The organism is Cellvibrio sp. ATLC23, assembly GCF_057196725.1.
Genome location: NZ_JBXUOS010000002.1, coordinates 318,012 through 334,813 on the forward strand (window position 1 = coordinate 318,012; position 16,802 = coordinate 334,813).

Consider the following 16,802-nt stretch of genomic DNA (forward strand, 5'->3'; position numbering starts at 1 on the left):
CTGTCGCCATCATCCTCCACCAATCGAATCCCAATGCACCAAAAAAACTCATTCTCACGTTTTAAATTGACCCACCAATTGCTGTAATTCCGCCCCTACGGTAGCCAGCTCATCACCCGATTGATGGGAGCGCTCGGCGTAACGACCCGCAGATTCAGTGGCATCGGCGATTGCATGTATGCTTTGGTTGATCGACTCAATCACCTGGGTTTGCTCCTCGGCAGCAGTGGCGATTTGTAAGCCGCGCTGACTGATAGTGCTGACCTGCTGGTCAATAGCACCAAGCGCCTCCGAGGTGGCACTGACCATTTGCACCGAGACATCACCTTTAACCAAACTGCGCTTGATCGACTCGCTTGCGCCAGCGGTACTGGCTTGTAGGCGCCGGATCATCTCTTGGATCTCTTCGGTTGAGGCTTGTGTACGCGCTGCCAATGCTCTGACTTCATCGGCCACTACTGCAAATCCGCGCCCCTGTTCGCCCGCACGGGCAGCTTCTATCGAAGCATTGAGCGCGAGCAAATTAGTCTGCTCGGCAATACCGCGAATAGTATCGGACACCGCACCAATGCCATTTACGTCCTCCTGCAATTTCTGCAAACCTTCGGTATTAAGCCTCACCTCTGATGACAGCACTTGAATATTATCGATGGACTTGGCAGACGTGGATTGCGCATCTTTTGTGGTAGATTCGGCAAGATTAGCGGCCGCGGCGGCGTCTTGGGTGCTACGCGCGACTTCAACTGCGGAAGCTGCCATTTCGTTCATTGCGCTGGCAACTTGCAGAGTTTGCTCGCGCTGCTGCTCGAGGGTTTGATAGGTTTCATGGGTATCTTGAGACACCTGTTGGCTAATAGTGGCGACCTGCAAGGTGAGCTGTTGAATACGCTGGATCATGCCATGAATGGAATCCACAAAACGGTTAAAGGCAGCGATTACTGCACCGATTTCGTCATCGCTGGTACGCTGTAGGCGGCGGGTTAAATCGCCACCGCCACGGGCTATATCTTCCAAGCTAAGCAATAATCCATTGAGTGGTGCCAGTGTTTTATTGGCGATGTAGACCGCTACCAACGCCATCAACCCCAACAGAATCAGAGCGGCGGCAAATACCCAGAGCAAGGTTGCGCGGATGTGTTTATCTGCCAGCGCTCGCGCTGAATTCACCGCATCGTCAATGTTATCTATGTAAAAACCGGTGCCTAACATCAGGTTCCATTTATCAAACCAGATGGCGTAACTGAGCTTTGGGTAGGCTATATCGCCCTGCCCCAAACGGGGAAAATGGTAGGTGACCAAACCGCCCCCTGCTTGCCCCTGCTTAACTAGCTCATTGATGAGAAAAACACCGTTAACATCTTTATAGTCGCGGAAACTATCGCCGATACGCGCGCCATCACTGCCAGAAAACACCCGCACTGAACCACCATCGTAACCAAAGAAGTAGCCATCTTTGCCGTACCTCAGCTGCTTCAGTAGCGCGATGGCCTGTTCTTTTTCAGGGGAATCGCCTGTAGGTGCTGCATCGTACAGTGCTTTGATAAGAGAACTGGCAATATCCAATGAATTGCGCAATTCGGTTTTGTGCGCGCTGAGCAACGCGTCGCGCAATATACCCATATCTTTATCGACAACATCCTGCATGCGAGCACTGACCAAGGTTAGCAACACCACCAAAATCGCGATGCCGGGCACTAAACCGAGCAAGATCAGTTTGTACTTCATCGATACAGAACCCATAAGCGGCTCTCCTGTCAGTCTTTATTGTGATTTGTGCAATAGGCATATATAACATATTGTTATTTTGACCAATTGTAACCACTACCAATAGAAGAGCCAGTTATTCAGACGAAAAGATCTAAAATCGTCTATATTCAAATACATAGTTATAACCAGCAACTCGTTGACGGCGTGCGCATGACCCCAGATCCGGAAATCAGACTACTACTTAAAAAGCTTAACGTGCCGACTGAGGGGCTGGCGCAGTTGAGTTTTTGCGGTGGCAATAAACTCGCGCAGGTCAAACTCTGGTTGCAAAGCTTGCCGTTGACTCAAGCCCAGCAAGTCAGCGCCCAGCTTTATACCGCCGTGCATGAGCTCAGCCGTTTGCGCACCAGCAGCGACAACCGGCTCGCCATTCTGGAGCTGCTGCGCGCACCGGTTCATCAAACCCTGAGCGGCCTTGCACTCAAATACTTAAATCAACCCTTGATCCTGCCCGAAGCTGCACTTAAAACCGCGACCGTTGCCCAGGCGATTCAAAAGCACTTTCTGAACAGCTATCTCGCCGTGGTAAAGGAGATTTGCACTCCCCACGCCACCAAGACGCCTCCTGAGCAACAAGCGCTGACCATTCATCGCTCACTGACTGCATTGAGCCTGTTATTGCTGCGCGCTTATCAGCTCTACCTGCCGGTCTCCAGCCAAGTGTGGACCGAAATACATGCACTCTATCAATTAGCCTGCGCGCTGGAGCTGGAACACCTGCCGGTGGAGGACAAATTCCCCCATCAACACGGGATGAGAACAGCTCACCATGTGTATCTGCGCATACTTCTATTGGCGACCGCGCGCCCCAATCAATTGCGTCAGGATGAGATCGAAAGTACCTATAACGTATTGGAACTGTTGGCACCCAGCGCTGAATTAAGCCCATACAACCCCGGCGGAAAAGAAAACCTGTTTGTGGTGTTAACCGATAGCAATCGCCCGCCGTTTTATAAATCCCACTGGCGCCCGGCCAGCAACCCCGGTATTGAGCCGCCGCTGGAGATTCGTACCAGCCCACTGGTGAGCAGACTGCAAGAGTTGCAAAGCAGTGGCAACGAAGGCGTAGATGCCAGCGTCAGCCAACGCAATCAACTCAACTTATCGGCAGCCTTGACCAAACACTTGGCACAAGCCTGGAGCCATTTGGCGCTGCGCAGCTTTGAGCGGCAGGATGTCAACGCCGATATAGAAGTCACTGTCGGCCTCACCAATATTCATTTTCATCTAGCCGATGAGCAGCCGTTTAACCTGTTTTTGAACCAAAGCAATGCCGTTGCCGGCGAACCGGCAAAAGGCGCTATCTACCAAAAGCGCGGCGTGCAACTAAAGGCGACTGAGACCAAAAAAGCCGACGACCCTTGGGGTGATACCTTTGACATTGTGGGCACCGCCTTGGATGGACGCGCGCGCCCCACACTGGAGATTGAAAAGAAAATCAAATCCCAGGAACAGAGCAGCTATCAAGGGCAACATCCGATTTACAAGGTACCGCTGATGGATCGCAGCCCCGGTGGCTATGGGCTGGAATGGCGCAACGAAATCCCGGTTCAAGTGCGCGCTGGCGAGCTGCTCGGCTTGCGTGAATATGGTCGCAATAAATGGTCTATCGGTGTGGTGCGCTGGGCGCATCAGATTAAAGGCGCAACACAACTGGGGATTCAAGTTATCGCTCCCCATGCGATTCCGGTGGGCTTAGCCGCGATTCATAAAACCGGTGGCTTTGCTGAATATTTACGCGCCCTACAAATCCCCGAGTTGCGCGCAATCAATCAACCGCCCAGCATGATTACCAATGCGATTTCATTCCATGAGTACAGCAAAGCCCGGCTTTACACCCAAAGCCAGGCCGGGGTGAGTAATGAGGGAGATAAATCCATTCAGCTAACCCAGCGGTTATTTGCCACCGGTGCTTTTAGCCAATTCGGTTTTCGCGAACTGGTTACCGTCAAAACCGAAGCAAAAAACAACAAAGATGATTTTGACTCAGTGTGGGAATAAATCGCCCAGCCCTTCACTCTACAGCTGAGAACTAGACCACAAAAGCCTCGACCAGATCGCATAAATCGCATGACAAGTTGAGTGCCCAACTGAATTCAGTAATATAGGCCGACAAGGATTTTTAAAGACACCTTCCTGCACCAAGGCAAGCGGTTAGCGACACAAGGTAGAGTTTTCGGACTTATCGGCAACCAGTGCACTGCAAATACAGAAACTAAAAGCCCAAGGTTCGATAGAACAAGTATTCAAACGAACTCGTGCGCTAGAAAACGCGCTATAGTCAAAAACGAGCGAAGCCCTGACCATCGCCTGACTACCATAGAAGACATATGACGACTACCGATACTATCCGACTCCTGATTTTGAATAATCAACGCTCCGAAGCCGAGCGCTTGATCAGCATGCTGCACGCCTCCGGCCACCCTTGCCGCGCGCAACATGTCGAGAGTGAAGAAGCTCTCGTTAAACTGTTGCAGGAGCAGAGCTGGGATTTATTGATTGGCCATTACGACACCAGCTCCCCCACCCCACAGACAGCGATCAAACAAATTCGCCGACTCAATAAAGATGTGCCGGTTATCCTGCTCTACGATGTGGACGGAGAAAATAGCCCGTTTGCCGTAATTGAAGGGCTACGCATGGGCGCAACCGATGTGGTTGACCTGGATAACGACCAGCATTTATTGCTCGTGATAGACCGCGAACTGGGCAACCGCGAACAGCGTCAGGCGCGCCGTAATACTGACCGCCGCTTTCGCGAAGCCGAGCGCCGCAGCCAACAATTACTCGACAGCTCGCGCGATGCTATCGCTTTTATTCAGGATGGCCTCTATCTCTACGCCAATGAATCCTTTGCGGAACTGTTTGGCTATCAAGACAAAGACGATATAGAAGCCATGCCGATTATGGATATGGTGGCCGACAAAGATCAGGCGCGTTTGAAGAACTTCCTGAAAGATTTCACCTTCAAAGGTGATGAGGCCGAATCCAGTACTCTCGGTTTTGCCGGTATCACCAAAGACGACAAAGAAACCCATATAGATTTGGAAGTATCACTGGTCACTTACGACGAAGAGCCCTGCATCCAATTCCTTGCCCGCGCCTCGATGAATTCGGCCAACAATGCCAATAACGAGGAGCTGGAAGCCCAGCTTAAACAAATTAAATGGCAGGACTTAGTTACCGGCACCTACAACCGTCAATACCTGCTCAATCAGCTCGACCACATCATCGACACTGTGGATGAAAAACAGTACTACTGCCTCTTTTATATTGAGTTGGATAACTTTAGCGGGCGCGTAAAAGATACCTTCGGCGTTGCCGGTGCCGATCTGGCGCTGATTGATATAGCCACCCTACTGCGCGCCAAAGCCAATACCAGCGACACCATTGCGCGCTTGGGCGATTCTACCTTTGCCATTATTTCACCCAATGTGAAAGCCGATGCGGCGGTCAACCGCGCCACACAGCTGTGCAAAGATTTGGAAGGTCATATTATCGAGATAGATCACAAAACCCTGCAGATCACCTGCAGCATTGGTATCTCGCTAATCAATGAAACCACCACCAGCACCAACACTGTCATTGAACAGGCGCGTACCGCGATGCTCAAGGTACATACGGAGAATGGCAACAACGCCATGCTGTTTGAACCTGAAACACCTAAGATAGATCTTAAAATTGACGTTGCCGCAGCCATTCAACAAGCATTGGATAATGACCGTTTCCGGCTATTGTTCCAGCCGATTATCAGCCTGCGTGGTTCCGATGAGGAATACTACGAAGTCTATTTGCGCATGATCGATGATCAGGGCAACGAGATTTCACCCAATCTCTTTTTGGAGGCGGCATCAAATATGAGTGCCTGTACCAAAATTGACCGCTGGGTAATTTTGGAATCTATCAAGATGCTGTCGCAACATCGCGCCAAGGGCAATAAAACCAAGCTAATTGTTAATATTGGGCGCCAATCCCTGTGCGATGAATCGCTCATCCCTTGGCTTGCCGTTGCTTTCAAAGCCGCCAAACTGAGCTCCGACTCGATTGTGTTCCAAGCACAGGAAATCGATGTCACCAATCATTTAAATGCCGCCAAACATTTTTCCGAGGGGCTGGAAAAGCTCAAAACCAGCTTTGCCATCAGTAACTTTGGCTGCTCATTGAACCCATTCAACACACTTGCACATGTGCCAGTTACCATGATCAAGGTCGATGGCTCTTTCACTACCGATATTCAAAATAACAATGAAAGCCCGGAGACACTGATTCAGCTAATCGAAAAGCTAAATGGCGAAAGCAAGATCACGCTGGTGCCCTTTGTAGAAAATGCGAGCGTACTTTCCACTCTCTGGCAAGCAGGTGCCCACTATATTCAAGGGCACTATTTACAAGAGCCAAGCCAGGGAATGACGTACGACTTTAATATGGAAAGCTAGTCCAGAGGTGCGAAAACCTTCCGCACCTGGTACGGATTTCCCTCCAGCCAGGTGCACAAGTTCGATTTTCAGACGCATGAGCACTAGTTTCGTGCATAGGTCACAAAAAGTCTTGCCCCGGTTTTTTTATGCTTACTTTTTCCCTTTAAAACCAATAACATAAATACAAACATCACTACAAAATAAGATGTTATCAACCACGCTTAGCCTCTAAATGAAAGTCGATTTATCAATAAATATAAGATAAAAACGAATAATGCCACGCTGAGATGGCAGCTAAATCTACCTCCGAGAACTCGCCAAACCCGATCTATTTGCATCGAGAGCATTGCCTATTCCGATATGGCTACGGTCACCTCATGCATTCAGGATCACCTCCAATAACACGCTTGAGTAACGGGCTTTTTGTGTCTGGGCTTAATTAACAATAATGCCCGATGCATAGGTATATCTGGTGCTTTGCCGCCCGTTAAAAAGCCGCCGAGCAATCGGTATTCATCTTTGAGGAAGAACTATGCGTCGCTTTAACGCCTCCGCGACAGCTCCTCGCCCAGCAGGTGCGCTGACCCGCTCCCTCTGTGCGCTTGGACTGTCACTCGCTCTCTCCGCAGTGTCGCTCCAGACCCACGCCGCCTGCCAATATCAGGTAACCGGTCAATGGGGCACAGGCTTCACCGCCACAGTCAAAGTCACCAATGAAGGTACCGCTGCCGTCAGCAGTTGGAACCTGAACTGGCAGTATGCAGGCGACAACCGCATCACCGGCGGCTATGACGCCGTATTCAGTGGCACCAATCCCTATACTGTTAAAAACGCCAGCTGGAATGGCACACTGCAACCCGGCCAAAGCCTGACCTTTGGTTTTCAAGGGACAAAAGGGGCAACAGCCGCAGAAGTTCCGGCTCTGACCGGCAACCTGTGTGGTGCAACAACCTCATCGGCCAGCTCGACTGTCACGTCGGCCAGTAGCTCTTCGCGCTCCAGCAACTCAAGTTCGCTAGTGCCAAGCAGCAGCTCAGCGCCTAGCTCCGTATCTTCGTCTTCATCCTCCAGTGCTCCGGCACCCTGGACATTAAACACTACTGACTCTTACCTCAACTTCGCCACCATTAAAAATACCCACACGCTGGAAGCACATCACTTCACCACCATCAGTGGCGATATCAACAGCGCCGGAGTGGCGACCTTGACTATCGACCTGAACAGCGTCAACACCGGAGTTGCACTGCGCGATCAACGTATGCGCGACCTGCTGTTTGAAACAACCAGCTACCCCAGCGCGATTGTCACCGTCGCCGTGCCTGCCAACCTGATCAGCAGCCTTGCTGTTGGCCAAAGCGCAGCAACCGATATTTCGGCCAGCCTCAATCTGCATGGTGTAACTGGAGCCATCACCACCAAAGTGTCAGTACAGAAGCTGTCTGTCTCCCGCGTGCTCGTGCAAAGCATCGCACCAGTGCTCATTAAAGCTGGCGATTACTCGCTCACCAATGGTGTTGAAGCCCTCCGCGCGGCAGTGGGAATTGCCTCGATTAGTGTCGCCGTTCCGGTGGACTTTGCGCTCGTCTTTGACGCCCGTTAATTGGATGAAGCATAGAGAGAAACTATTATGAAAAAATTATTGCAACTGTCGCTGCTGTCCACCGGGATCGCCTTCGGGCTTATCGCCCCGGGCACTGCTCTGGCGCAAGGCGCCTGTAGTGTAAATTTCCAAACTGAAAACAACTGGGGTGCAGGCGCCCAGTACAAAGTCACCCTCACCAATACCAGCGCCGCCAAAACCAGCTGGGAACTCTGCTGGACCTATGCAGGGAACGACACCGTATCCCAGCTCTGGGAGGGTTCTTACACCCAAACCGGTAAAAATGTGTGTGTGAAAAATGTCGGCTACAACGGCAGCTTAGCCACTAACGGCAGCGTGGTATTTGGCTTGATCGCCAACAACCCCGGCACCGTGCCCACTGAGTTCACCCTGAACGGTGCAGCATGCAGCGGCACAACCACCAGTGCTAGCAGTAGTAGCACCAGCAGTGTAACCACCACCGCCAGTAGTAAAAGTAGCAGTAGTGCACCTGCGGTAGCTGCCCGTTGGCTACTCGATGGCACTGCCTCAACACTGCACTTTGTTACTGTGAAGAAGAGCACTGCCGGGGTGGAAACGCCGGAGAACATGACCTTTACCCAACTGCAAGGCACGGTCGCAACCAGTGGTCAGGCAACACTGAGCATTCCACTGGCTAGCATCAGCACGGGCGTGGATATCCGCAATACACGCATGCAGAGCCTATTGTTTGAGTCCGGCTTTTTGCCCAGCCTGCACTTCACCACTCAACTCGATTTGGCCGCGATTGATGCCATGGCCGTTGGTAGCACCAGCGTGCAGAGCTTGACCGGCAACCTGGTGTTGCACGCGATAGTCAAGCCAGTGTCATTTGATGCACTGATCGTAAAACACGCCAACAACCGCATTAGTTTCTCGCCGCGCAAACCTATCGCAATCAACTCTACTGATTTCGATATGAATGCCGGTGTAGAAGCCCTGCGCGCAGTGGCGGGTTTGTCTACCATCAGCGAGAGAGTCCCGGTCTACTTCAAGATGTTCCTGACCCGCGACAACCCGACCAATACACCGGCCATCGCCCTTGCCTCTGCACCTAATGCAGCACTTGGCCTGAGCGGAAGCATGAGTAACACCACCGGTGTAGCCAGCCTTAATTGGGTCGATGCGAGCAGCAACGAAAGCGGCTTTTTGGTACGCCGTAAAGGCGCCGATGGCCGCTGGGCAACTGCAACCGGCACCCCGGCAAACACCGTCAGCTACCTCGACAACCTGACCGCAGCAGGCAGCTATGACTACAAAGTTATCAGCTATACCGACAGCGTTCCGGCTGCTGCTACCGCTCCGATTAGCTTGACGTTTGAACCCACCGCCGGCTCATCAGCTAGCAGTGCTTCCAGTACCTCGACCACCTCAGTTAGCTCCTCCAGCAAAAGTGCTTCATCGCTTAGCTCGGGCAGCTCTAGCAGCGTTGGCCCAGGCAACTCAGCACGCGGTGAAGTGGTGTGGAGAGAACAGTGTGCTGGTTGTCACGGCACCCGCATGACGGTGAGCCTCACTAAATACCCCGAGAACTCCACCGCCTTGCAAACCTACATCGCCGGCAACATGCCAGCGAGCAACCCAAGCGCTTGTGTTGGCCAATGTGCCGCCGATGCAGCAGCCTTGATTACTGCGTGGACCAAGTCGCCAAGCGGCCAGCCAATGAATGATGCCAACGCATTTGCCTGTACCAGCACGACTGCCCAACCGGGCAAACGCACCTTGCGTTTGTTAACCCGCGCGGAATACCAGCGCTCGGTTGGCGATTTAGTAGGCTATACCGATGATGTAATTTCACGCCTGCCAGACGATGCAATCTCCGGTGCATTCCAGAACAACAACGATTTGTTTGTCGATGCTGGCCGTTACTCAAACTATGTTGCGACTGCCGAACGTATCGCTGAGTCAGTTTCCACCCGCTGGAATTCGGTACTGGCCTGTACACCTTCAACCGCTTGTGCGGATAAGTTGGTAAGTGATTTGGCGCCACGTATTTTCCGTCGCCCATTGACCAGTGCCGAACAAACCAGCTACCAAGCGCTAGCGCGCGGCACCACTGGTGGCCGCACCGTAACCGAAGGTATGACAGTGGCATTGGCGACCATGTTGTCAGCCCCCCAATACTTGTATCGCTCGGAAGTGGGTGACTTAACCAGCGGCACCACCTACAAGTTGAATGGCTACGAGATGGCGACCTATCTGAGTTATACCTTCACCGGTACTACTCCGAATGCGACCCTGATGACAGCAGCGGCCAACGGCAATTTGAATACGGTTGCCGGTGTACGCCAACAGGCCGCTACGCTATTGAATTCAGCCACAACCAAAGTATTGCTGGGTCAACTGGTGAACCGTTGGTTGGGTACCGAGACTCTGGCTACTCAAGGCAAAGTAGGCGTGGCTAATTTTGCAACCTTGGCGGGTGACATGCAGAACGAGCTGAGTAAAAACTTCTCTGCCGCAATGCTGGAATCCAATTCTACCTTTACCACCCTGTATAACCCCACGTTCACCCATGTGAATCAACGTTTGGCAAACCACTATGGCCTGGCGTACAGCGGTACGGCTGATGCCGATGGCTTTGTGCGCGTCAACACCAGTGACCGTGGCGGTATCTTAACCTCGGGTGCCTTTATGTCGCGTTATGCGCGTGATAACGATGCCAATTTGATTACTCGTGCGGTCGCGGTACGGCGCAAGATGATGTGTCAGGATATCCCTGAGCCACCAGCTGGTACCTCATTGGATCGCGATGCGTTAGGTGAAGCACACGCGGCGTTCTTGGCTGCGCCCACCACCACTGAACGTATGGCGGTGGCGAAGATTACCGAAAATCAACCCTGCTCTAACTGTCACCTGGAAATCATCAACCCCTTGGGTGGCGGGATGGAGAACTTCGACGCAACCGGCCGTGTTCGCACTACCGATTTGCGCGGCAACCCAATTAATGCGCAAGCGACTTTCTTCTCGCCCTACCAAAAATTGCAATTCGCCAACGACCCAAACCGCGTGATTTATTCACCTGAAATCACCTTTAACGGCGCCAAAGACCTGGCTCGAATAATGGTTGAGCAGCCACTGGTATCCCAGCAGGCGAAAACCTGTTTGGCGACTCAGCTGGTCAGTTTCAGCAGCGGTGTAGCGACTACCTTCCTGATCGACCGGGACGCGACTCGTGAAGTGCCCTACAACATGTCGCTCGCAGAGCGCAGTGCCTATCGCTGCAATATCGAGAAGCTGACCAATGTGCTGAACACTAGCGGTCCACGCGCGATGTTGCAGGAAATACCGGCGTTGGATTCTGTGATCTACCGGCAGGAGTGGGCGCGCTAAGGCGCGCTCCATTCTCCCAGTTAACGAATTGGAGTCAAAAAAATGAGATCTAAAGATTGTTTTGATCAAGAGCGCCGGAACTTCCTGCGTGTTGTACAACGCTCGGGTATCGCCATGGGCACGATTCAAGCGTCCAGCTTGCTTGCCGGTGTGATGATGGCGCGGGTAGCAGAAGCGCAATCCGGAACCGCCACCAAACACGTTGCGGTGTTTATGCCCGGCGGCTGCACCCCGGCCAAATGGGTTCCAACAGGCGCCAGCTTACCCATCCAATCTGCGCCGCTGCAGAGCCATTATTCTGCTGGTCGGGTTGCCTTAATCTCCAACGCCACCATGTTCCAGGGCGGCCATGGAGTGATGTTTTGTCGCTTCAATGAAGCGAATCCTTGGGGTAAACAGAGTATCGACGTCAACCTCGGCAAAGTATTGAGTGCTAACTCAAGCTCACCGGTTAAATGGTTAAACCTGGGTACACATGCGGGATCTGAGCTGTCGCGCGACAGCTCTGGCATTCCAACGATCACCAGCCCGGCAGCCGCATTGGATATTTTGTTTGCGGGTGGCGGTGGCGGCACTGGTACTGGCACTGTTCCGCCGCGCAAATCATTGGTCGATTACCATGCGACCGCGATCAATGATTTGAAAACTAAATTAGGCCTGCACGAGTTACAAAAACTGGATAGCCACTTAAACGCGATTAGAGAGTTAGAGTCCAAGATCGTTACTACCGGTGGCAACACCGGTTCTTGTCCACGTCCGCCGGAGAAAGCCGCCACTGGATTTGATGCAACGTCTAGGATCATGAGCGAAATCGCCGTGCTGGCACTGAAATGTAACCTGACCTCATCGGTATCTCTAGCGTTTGGTAATGACGATCACAACCACGTACTCGATGGTGCAATGATTGTTGATACCACCGGCGCTCATCGCCCACGTCCGTCACATGACTCGCATCACAACCAAGGCAACCCAAGCTACCGCGGTTACTACGATAATGATGTGGCTTATCAGATGTCGCTGACTGCGCAGTTGCTCGATAAGTTGCAGGCAGAGAATCTACTCACCTCCACCATTGTTACTCAGGTATCGGATATGGGTAACGTAGATGCGCACAGTGGCAGCAACTGTCCAATGCTAGTGGCGGGTGCTGGAGTTAAAGGCGGCAAAGTCGTTAATGCCGGTGGCGCTGGTCAAACGGCACTGTTCCAAACCGTTGGTTTAGCGCTGCAAGCAAATCAGGGCGCAAATGGAAGTTTGTACCGCAGCTGGGGCTCACAAACTATTGCAGGAATATTCTAGTAGCTGGAGTTAAGCGCATAAAAAAACCCGGCGCAAGCCGGGTTTTCCTCGCGCTATACGATGCTGCACAGAAAAACAAAAAACCAAAAAAATTCGTCTTTAAAAAAAGGTTTCTATTATGAAAACTTTAATCGTCTACGCTCATTTACTTGCCGCTTGTGTTGCTATCGGTATTTTGCTGATACAGGATTTAGCCTTGGCTAAAACGCGCGGAAAGGCACTTCCGGCAGCGGCGATCAAAGACCTGACAAAATCAGCCAGTATCATGTTTATTGCATTGATCACGCTGTGGATTAGCGGCCTCTCATTAGTGCTGATCGGCTATTTAGATAACCCGGCACAGTATTTAATGAATGAAAAACTCTGGGCCAAATTTACCGTGGTGGCGGTCTTAACACTGAATGGCATTGCACTGCATTATTTCAGTTTCCCGCGCGTTACTTGCGCACGCGGATTTTTGTCCGTGTCGGGAATTGAACAAATATTGGTAGTCTTAACCGGTGCAGTCTCATCTGTTTCCTGGCTGTTCGCCTGCTATCTCGGCATTGCGCGCCCATGGAATTACACCGTGGATTACAGTTACATCATGTTCATCTACAGCGGTTTGCTTATCTGCGCCATTATCGTCGCCGGAGAAGCCCTGCGCTCCATGCGCCGCGACGACCCTCCCCTACTTACCGAACAGGCGTCATTAAATCGCCCGCAAAAATGTGAGTAATTATTATTAATAATCGGCAAGGAAATAATGCTGAATAGAAAATGAACTTTTAAGCGAACACTGGCGGGGTTCGCTTTTTTTATTGTTTCGACGAACGAATAGCAGGTACGGGTGACGGGCGCCCCAAATAATATCCCTGCATAGAGACGATCCCTAACTTAAATAACTTTTCAAACTGCGCTGCGGATTCGACCCCTTCCACAACTACTTTCAAACCCATTTTCTGTGCAATTAACATTGCGCTTTCGATAATCACCAAACCTTGTTTGTCGAGCTGCGCAGTAAACGAGCGATCGATTTTAATTCCTGTAACCGGAAATTCATGCAGGCGCGAAAGCGATGAATAGCCAGTACCAAAGTCATCAATATAAACCTCAACGCCAAAACTGCGCAGCTGTGTTACCGTCACCAAGGTCGTATCTAAATGCGCTTCACCAAATAAACTCTCAGTCACCTCCAAAATCAATGCATCCGGTGGGAACGCGGTCTCCTGCAAGATACTGATTACACGCGCCGAAAAATTTTGCGCAAGCAACTGCTTAATAGAGACATTGATCGCCAACTTAATCGCGGAGTCTTGCTGGCGCCACTCACGCGCCTTACTGCAGGATTGATATAAAACCCAATCACCTAGCGCGACAATACGATCCGTCTCTTCCGCCAAATAGATAAATTCACATGGGTCTATCACCCCCAAGGAGGGATGATGCCAGCGCGACAACACCTCCAAGGTTTCAACCTCATTAGTGAGCGCATTAACGATGGGTTGATAAGCAAGTGTTAATTCATTTTGTTTAATGGCGTCAGATAAAGCGCGACCAAGATCAAAACGCCGTTTCTGGGTCTCAGCATAAATATCGTTATAAATGAGACTATTTCCGCGACCACTGCGTTTCACTTCTGCAACCGTTAAATCGGCTGCATGAATAATATCTTGAAAATTTATCGCATCGGTCGGGAAGTACGCCATGCCAACACTCAGGCCAACACCCAGTGATTCATCGCGAATACAAAGCGGGGCGATCGCAGCATCTATAAGCTGTCTTGCCAGTGTTTCAGCACGCTCACGCGTATTATCGGCCTGCGCAGTAACCAGTAAAAATTCATCGCCTCCCCAACGCGCGAGAATAGCATCATCAGGACAAACCTCGTTAAAACGATAGGCAATCATACGCAGCACCTGATCGCCAACCTCATGCCCTAAAGCGTCATTAATTTGTTTAAATCGATCTAAATCCAGAAATAAAATGGCGGCTTCTTGTGGGTTATCGGCATGCAGTTTTTTCTCCATCCAATCAATTAACCCAAGCCGATTAGGTAAGCCGGTCAGTGCATCATTGTGTGCAATGCGCTCAAGCGCACTGGTTCGCTGTTGAACACGCAACTCAAGCTCTGCATTTAAATGTTGCAAATTATTAATCAGTTGTTTGTTTTCCATTTGCAGCGTCAAGCTTTTTAACAACACATAATGATTATTTCGGTGACTGATAATCATTGCGACCCAAAAAACCAACCCCAGCACAGAGAACACCCAGTGTTCGCTAGCCACCCAATAAATAATCACCGAGGTAAATAACAACAAGATTGTGATGTAAATTCGGCCCGCATATTTCAACGGCGCGGTGATACCTGTAGCGCCACCGGCCAATGCAGAGATAATGACTATGACAGTAAATTTTGCCTCTGAGGTGGCCAATTGAAAGGTGATAAAAACCATTGCCACCCATATCAAAGCGGCAGAGTGAAGCCCCAAAGTATAAAGCAGCACCCAGTTGCCCACCCTAGCCTGGTCGGGATTCTCTTTTGCACAATAGCGCTGAAAGAAAAACCAGCACAGCAATCGCAACCCGCTTAGCACAAACACCAATGCCAACCAAACCGGAAGATAGCTAACACCATCGGCATATAATAAAAATGCCACTCCGAGTGTAGCGGCAATATTTACACCCAGCATGGCGGGAAGATTTTGGTAGGCCAAAGCCGCAAGCTGCATCTCGATCAATGTATGCTGATCGGTAGCACGGCGATTAGGAAACGCTTGAGCTTTCTGTGTGAACATTATGGGGTTCTAAGCACGTGAAACACCCGTAAAGGCATGTAGTAATAGAAGACGGCTGTTTTAAGCTTAGCGCAGTTTTTGTCTATCGCGCGCTAATTAAGGTTAGCGCGCAGGGAGAAAATCAAACGATATAGAGATGGGGCGCATTCGCCCCTATCAAAAGCAGGAGTAACGGGCAAAAAACTTATAACAAATTATCCCTTTCCCTAAAGCCCAACAAATACAAAATCGCATCCAAACCCAAGTTGGAAATATTGTGTTCCGCCGAGGCTTTTACTAACGGTTTTGCACGGAAGGCGACGCCGAGGCCGGCGACGCTGAGCATGGGTAAATCATTGGCGCCATCGCCGACGGCGATGACTTGCTCCAGCGCAATGCCCTCTTGTTTGGCGAGCATAGCAAGCAGTTCAGCTTTGCGTTGGCCATCAACAACAATGCCTTTTACTTCGCCGGTGACTTTGCCATCGACAATATCCAATTCGTTGGCGTAGACGTAATCTATGCCGAGTTTGCTTTGCAAGTAGCGGCCAAAATAATTAAATCCGCCGGATAAAATTGCGGTTTTGTAGCCAAGTTTTTTGAGCGAAGAAATTAATTTTTCTGCGCCTTCGGTAATACGCAATTGATCGGCGATACCGGCGAGCACCGATTCATCCAAACCTTTCAGCAGTGCCATGCGGCGCGCGAAACTTTGCTTGAAATCCAATTCGCCGCGCATCGCGGCTTCGGTAATTTCAGATACTTGTTCACCCACACCAGCGGCTTTGGCCAGTTCGTCGATCACTTCAGCTTCAATCAGGGTTGAATCCATATCGAAACAGACCAAACGGCGATTGCGGCGATAAACCGTGTCGCGCTGGAATGCGACATCGATATTCAACCGCGCCGATAGCTCCATAAAATCGGCGCGCAGTGCGGTTAAATCAGCGGGCGAACCGCGCATGGAAAATTCCACGCAAGCGCTGCCCTGATTTGTATCGCTAATCGCTAAATCCGCAAGTGGCACACGGCCAGATAAACGGCTGACGGTGTCAATATTTAAACCGTGCTGGGAGGTAACCCCGGTCAATTCGGCAATCATCGCCGCATCAATCTGGCGCGCAATCAAGGTCACTATGTGGCGAGTTTTGCCCTGCTGCTCAGCCCAATGCTCGTAGCTGTCGGGGGCGATGGTTTGAAAGCGCACCTGAATACCAAATGGCTCGGTGGCTTGCTGGATTTGGTCGAGCAAGCGGGTGCGCACATCATCTGCAACACGCAGTTCAACCAGAATGCCTAGCGCAAGGGTATCGTGAATCACCGCTTGGCCTATATCCAACACGCGGGCGCCGTAGCGGGCTAGAACATTGGTGATGGCATGAGTGACACCGGGCTGATCCTGACCCGACGCGTTGATCAATAAAAGTTCGTTCACAGAGCCTCTCTAACTGTTCTATCGGCTCTAGGGGGGAGCCAGGTGTGCCGCCCAGCGATAAGTAACACCTGGTGGTGTAAGCTGGAGCGATTGCGCAAAGCGCGCATTCTAACCCAAGTCGCCAACGCACGCTAAGTCAAAGCAAGTCATCACGACGTGTCCGCCACCCCAACATC

At 51.2% G+C, this 16,802-nt stretch carries 9 protein-coding genes; 6 read left to right on the top strand and 3 right to left on the bottom strand.

All coding sequences use genetic code 11. From position 1 onward, the window contains the following. Positions 1-54: 54 nt before the first annotated feature. A complete protein-coding gene (locus AC2CG4_RS04365) occupies positions 55-1,740 on the bottom strand; it encodes a methyl-accepting chemotaxis protein (RefSeq protein ID WP_484485112.1) in 1,686 nt (561 codons plus the stop codon). Positions 1,741-1,917: 177 nt separating this feature from the next. Here AC2CG4_RS04365 and AC2CG4_RS04370 point away from each other — a divergent pair, with 177 nt between their 5' ends. The 6 genes from AC2CG4_RS04370 to AC2CG4_RS04395 all read left to right on the top strand — a co-directional run bounded on the left by AC2CG4_RS04370 (position 1,918) and on the right by AC2CG4_RS04395 (position 13,153). Beyond that, a complete protein-coding gene (locus tag AC2CG4_RS04370) occupies positions 1,918-3,768 on the top strand; it encodes a hypothetical protein (protein ID WP_484485113.1) in 1,851 nt (616 codons plus the stop codon). A 329-nt stretch (positions 3,769-4,097) separates the two neighbouring features. Beyond that, on the top strand, positions 4,098-6,203 hold the full coding sequence (locus AC2CG4_RS04375; protein WP_484485114.1) for an EAL domain-containing protein: 2,106 nt from the start codon (positions 4,098-4,100) through the stop codon (positions 6,201-6,203). A 514-nt stretch (positions 6,204-6,717) separates the two neighbouring features. Continuing rightward, positions 6,718-7,785 carry a cellulose binding domain-containing protein gene (locus AC2CG4_RS04380; RefSeq protein WP_484485115.1) on the top strand — a complete coding sequence of 356 codons (1,068 nt, stop codon included), beginning with the start codon at positions 6,718-6,720 and terminating at the stop codon, positions 7,783-7,785. A 27-nt stretch (positions 7,786-7,812) separates the two neighbouring features. Further along, positions 7,813-11,136 (top strand): DUF1592 domain-containing protein, encoded by a 3,324-nt coding sequence (locus AC2CG4_RS04385; protein WP_484485116.1) that lies wholly within the window; start codon positions 7,813-7,815, stop codon positions 11,134-11,136. A gap of 42 nt (positions 11,137-11,178) precedes the next feature. Continuing rightward, positions 11,179-12,435: a DUF1552 domain-containing protein gene (locus AC2CG4_RS04390; RefSeq protein ID WP_484485117.1), complete on the top strand. Its 1,257-nt coding sequence runs from the start codon at positions 11,179-11,181 to the stop codon at positions 12,433-12,435. Positions 12,436-12,553: 118 nt separating this feature from the next. Next, positions 12,554-13,153: a DUF2214 domain-containing protein gene (locus AC2CG4_RS04395; RefSeq protein WP_484485118.1), complete on the top strand. Its 600-nt coding sequence runs from the start codon at positions 12,554-12,556 to the stop codon at positions 13,151-13,153. A 79-nt stretch (positions 13,154-13,232) separates the two neighbouring features. Here the strand turns inward: AC2CG4_RS04395 and AC2CG4_RS04400 are convergent, their stop codons facing one another. Both AC2CG4_RS04400 and serB read right to left on the bottom strand, forming a co-directional pair. Further along, positions 13,233-15,212: a putative bifunctional diguanylate cyclase/phosphodiesterase gene (locus AC2CG4_RS04400; protein ID WP_484485119.1), complete on the bottom strand. Its 1,980-nt coding sequence runs from the start codon at positions 15,210-15,212 to the stop codon at positions 13,233-13,235. A 184-nt stretch (positions 15,213-15,396) separates the two neighbouring features. After that, positions 15,397-16,626: a phosphoserine phosphatase SerB gene (gene serB / locus AC2CG4_RS04405; protein WP_484485120.1), complete on the bottom strand. Its 1,230-nt coding sequence runs from the start codon at positions 16,624-16,626 to the stop codon at positions 15,397-15,399. Positions 16,627-16,802: the final 176 nt, after the last annotated feature.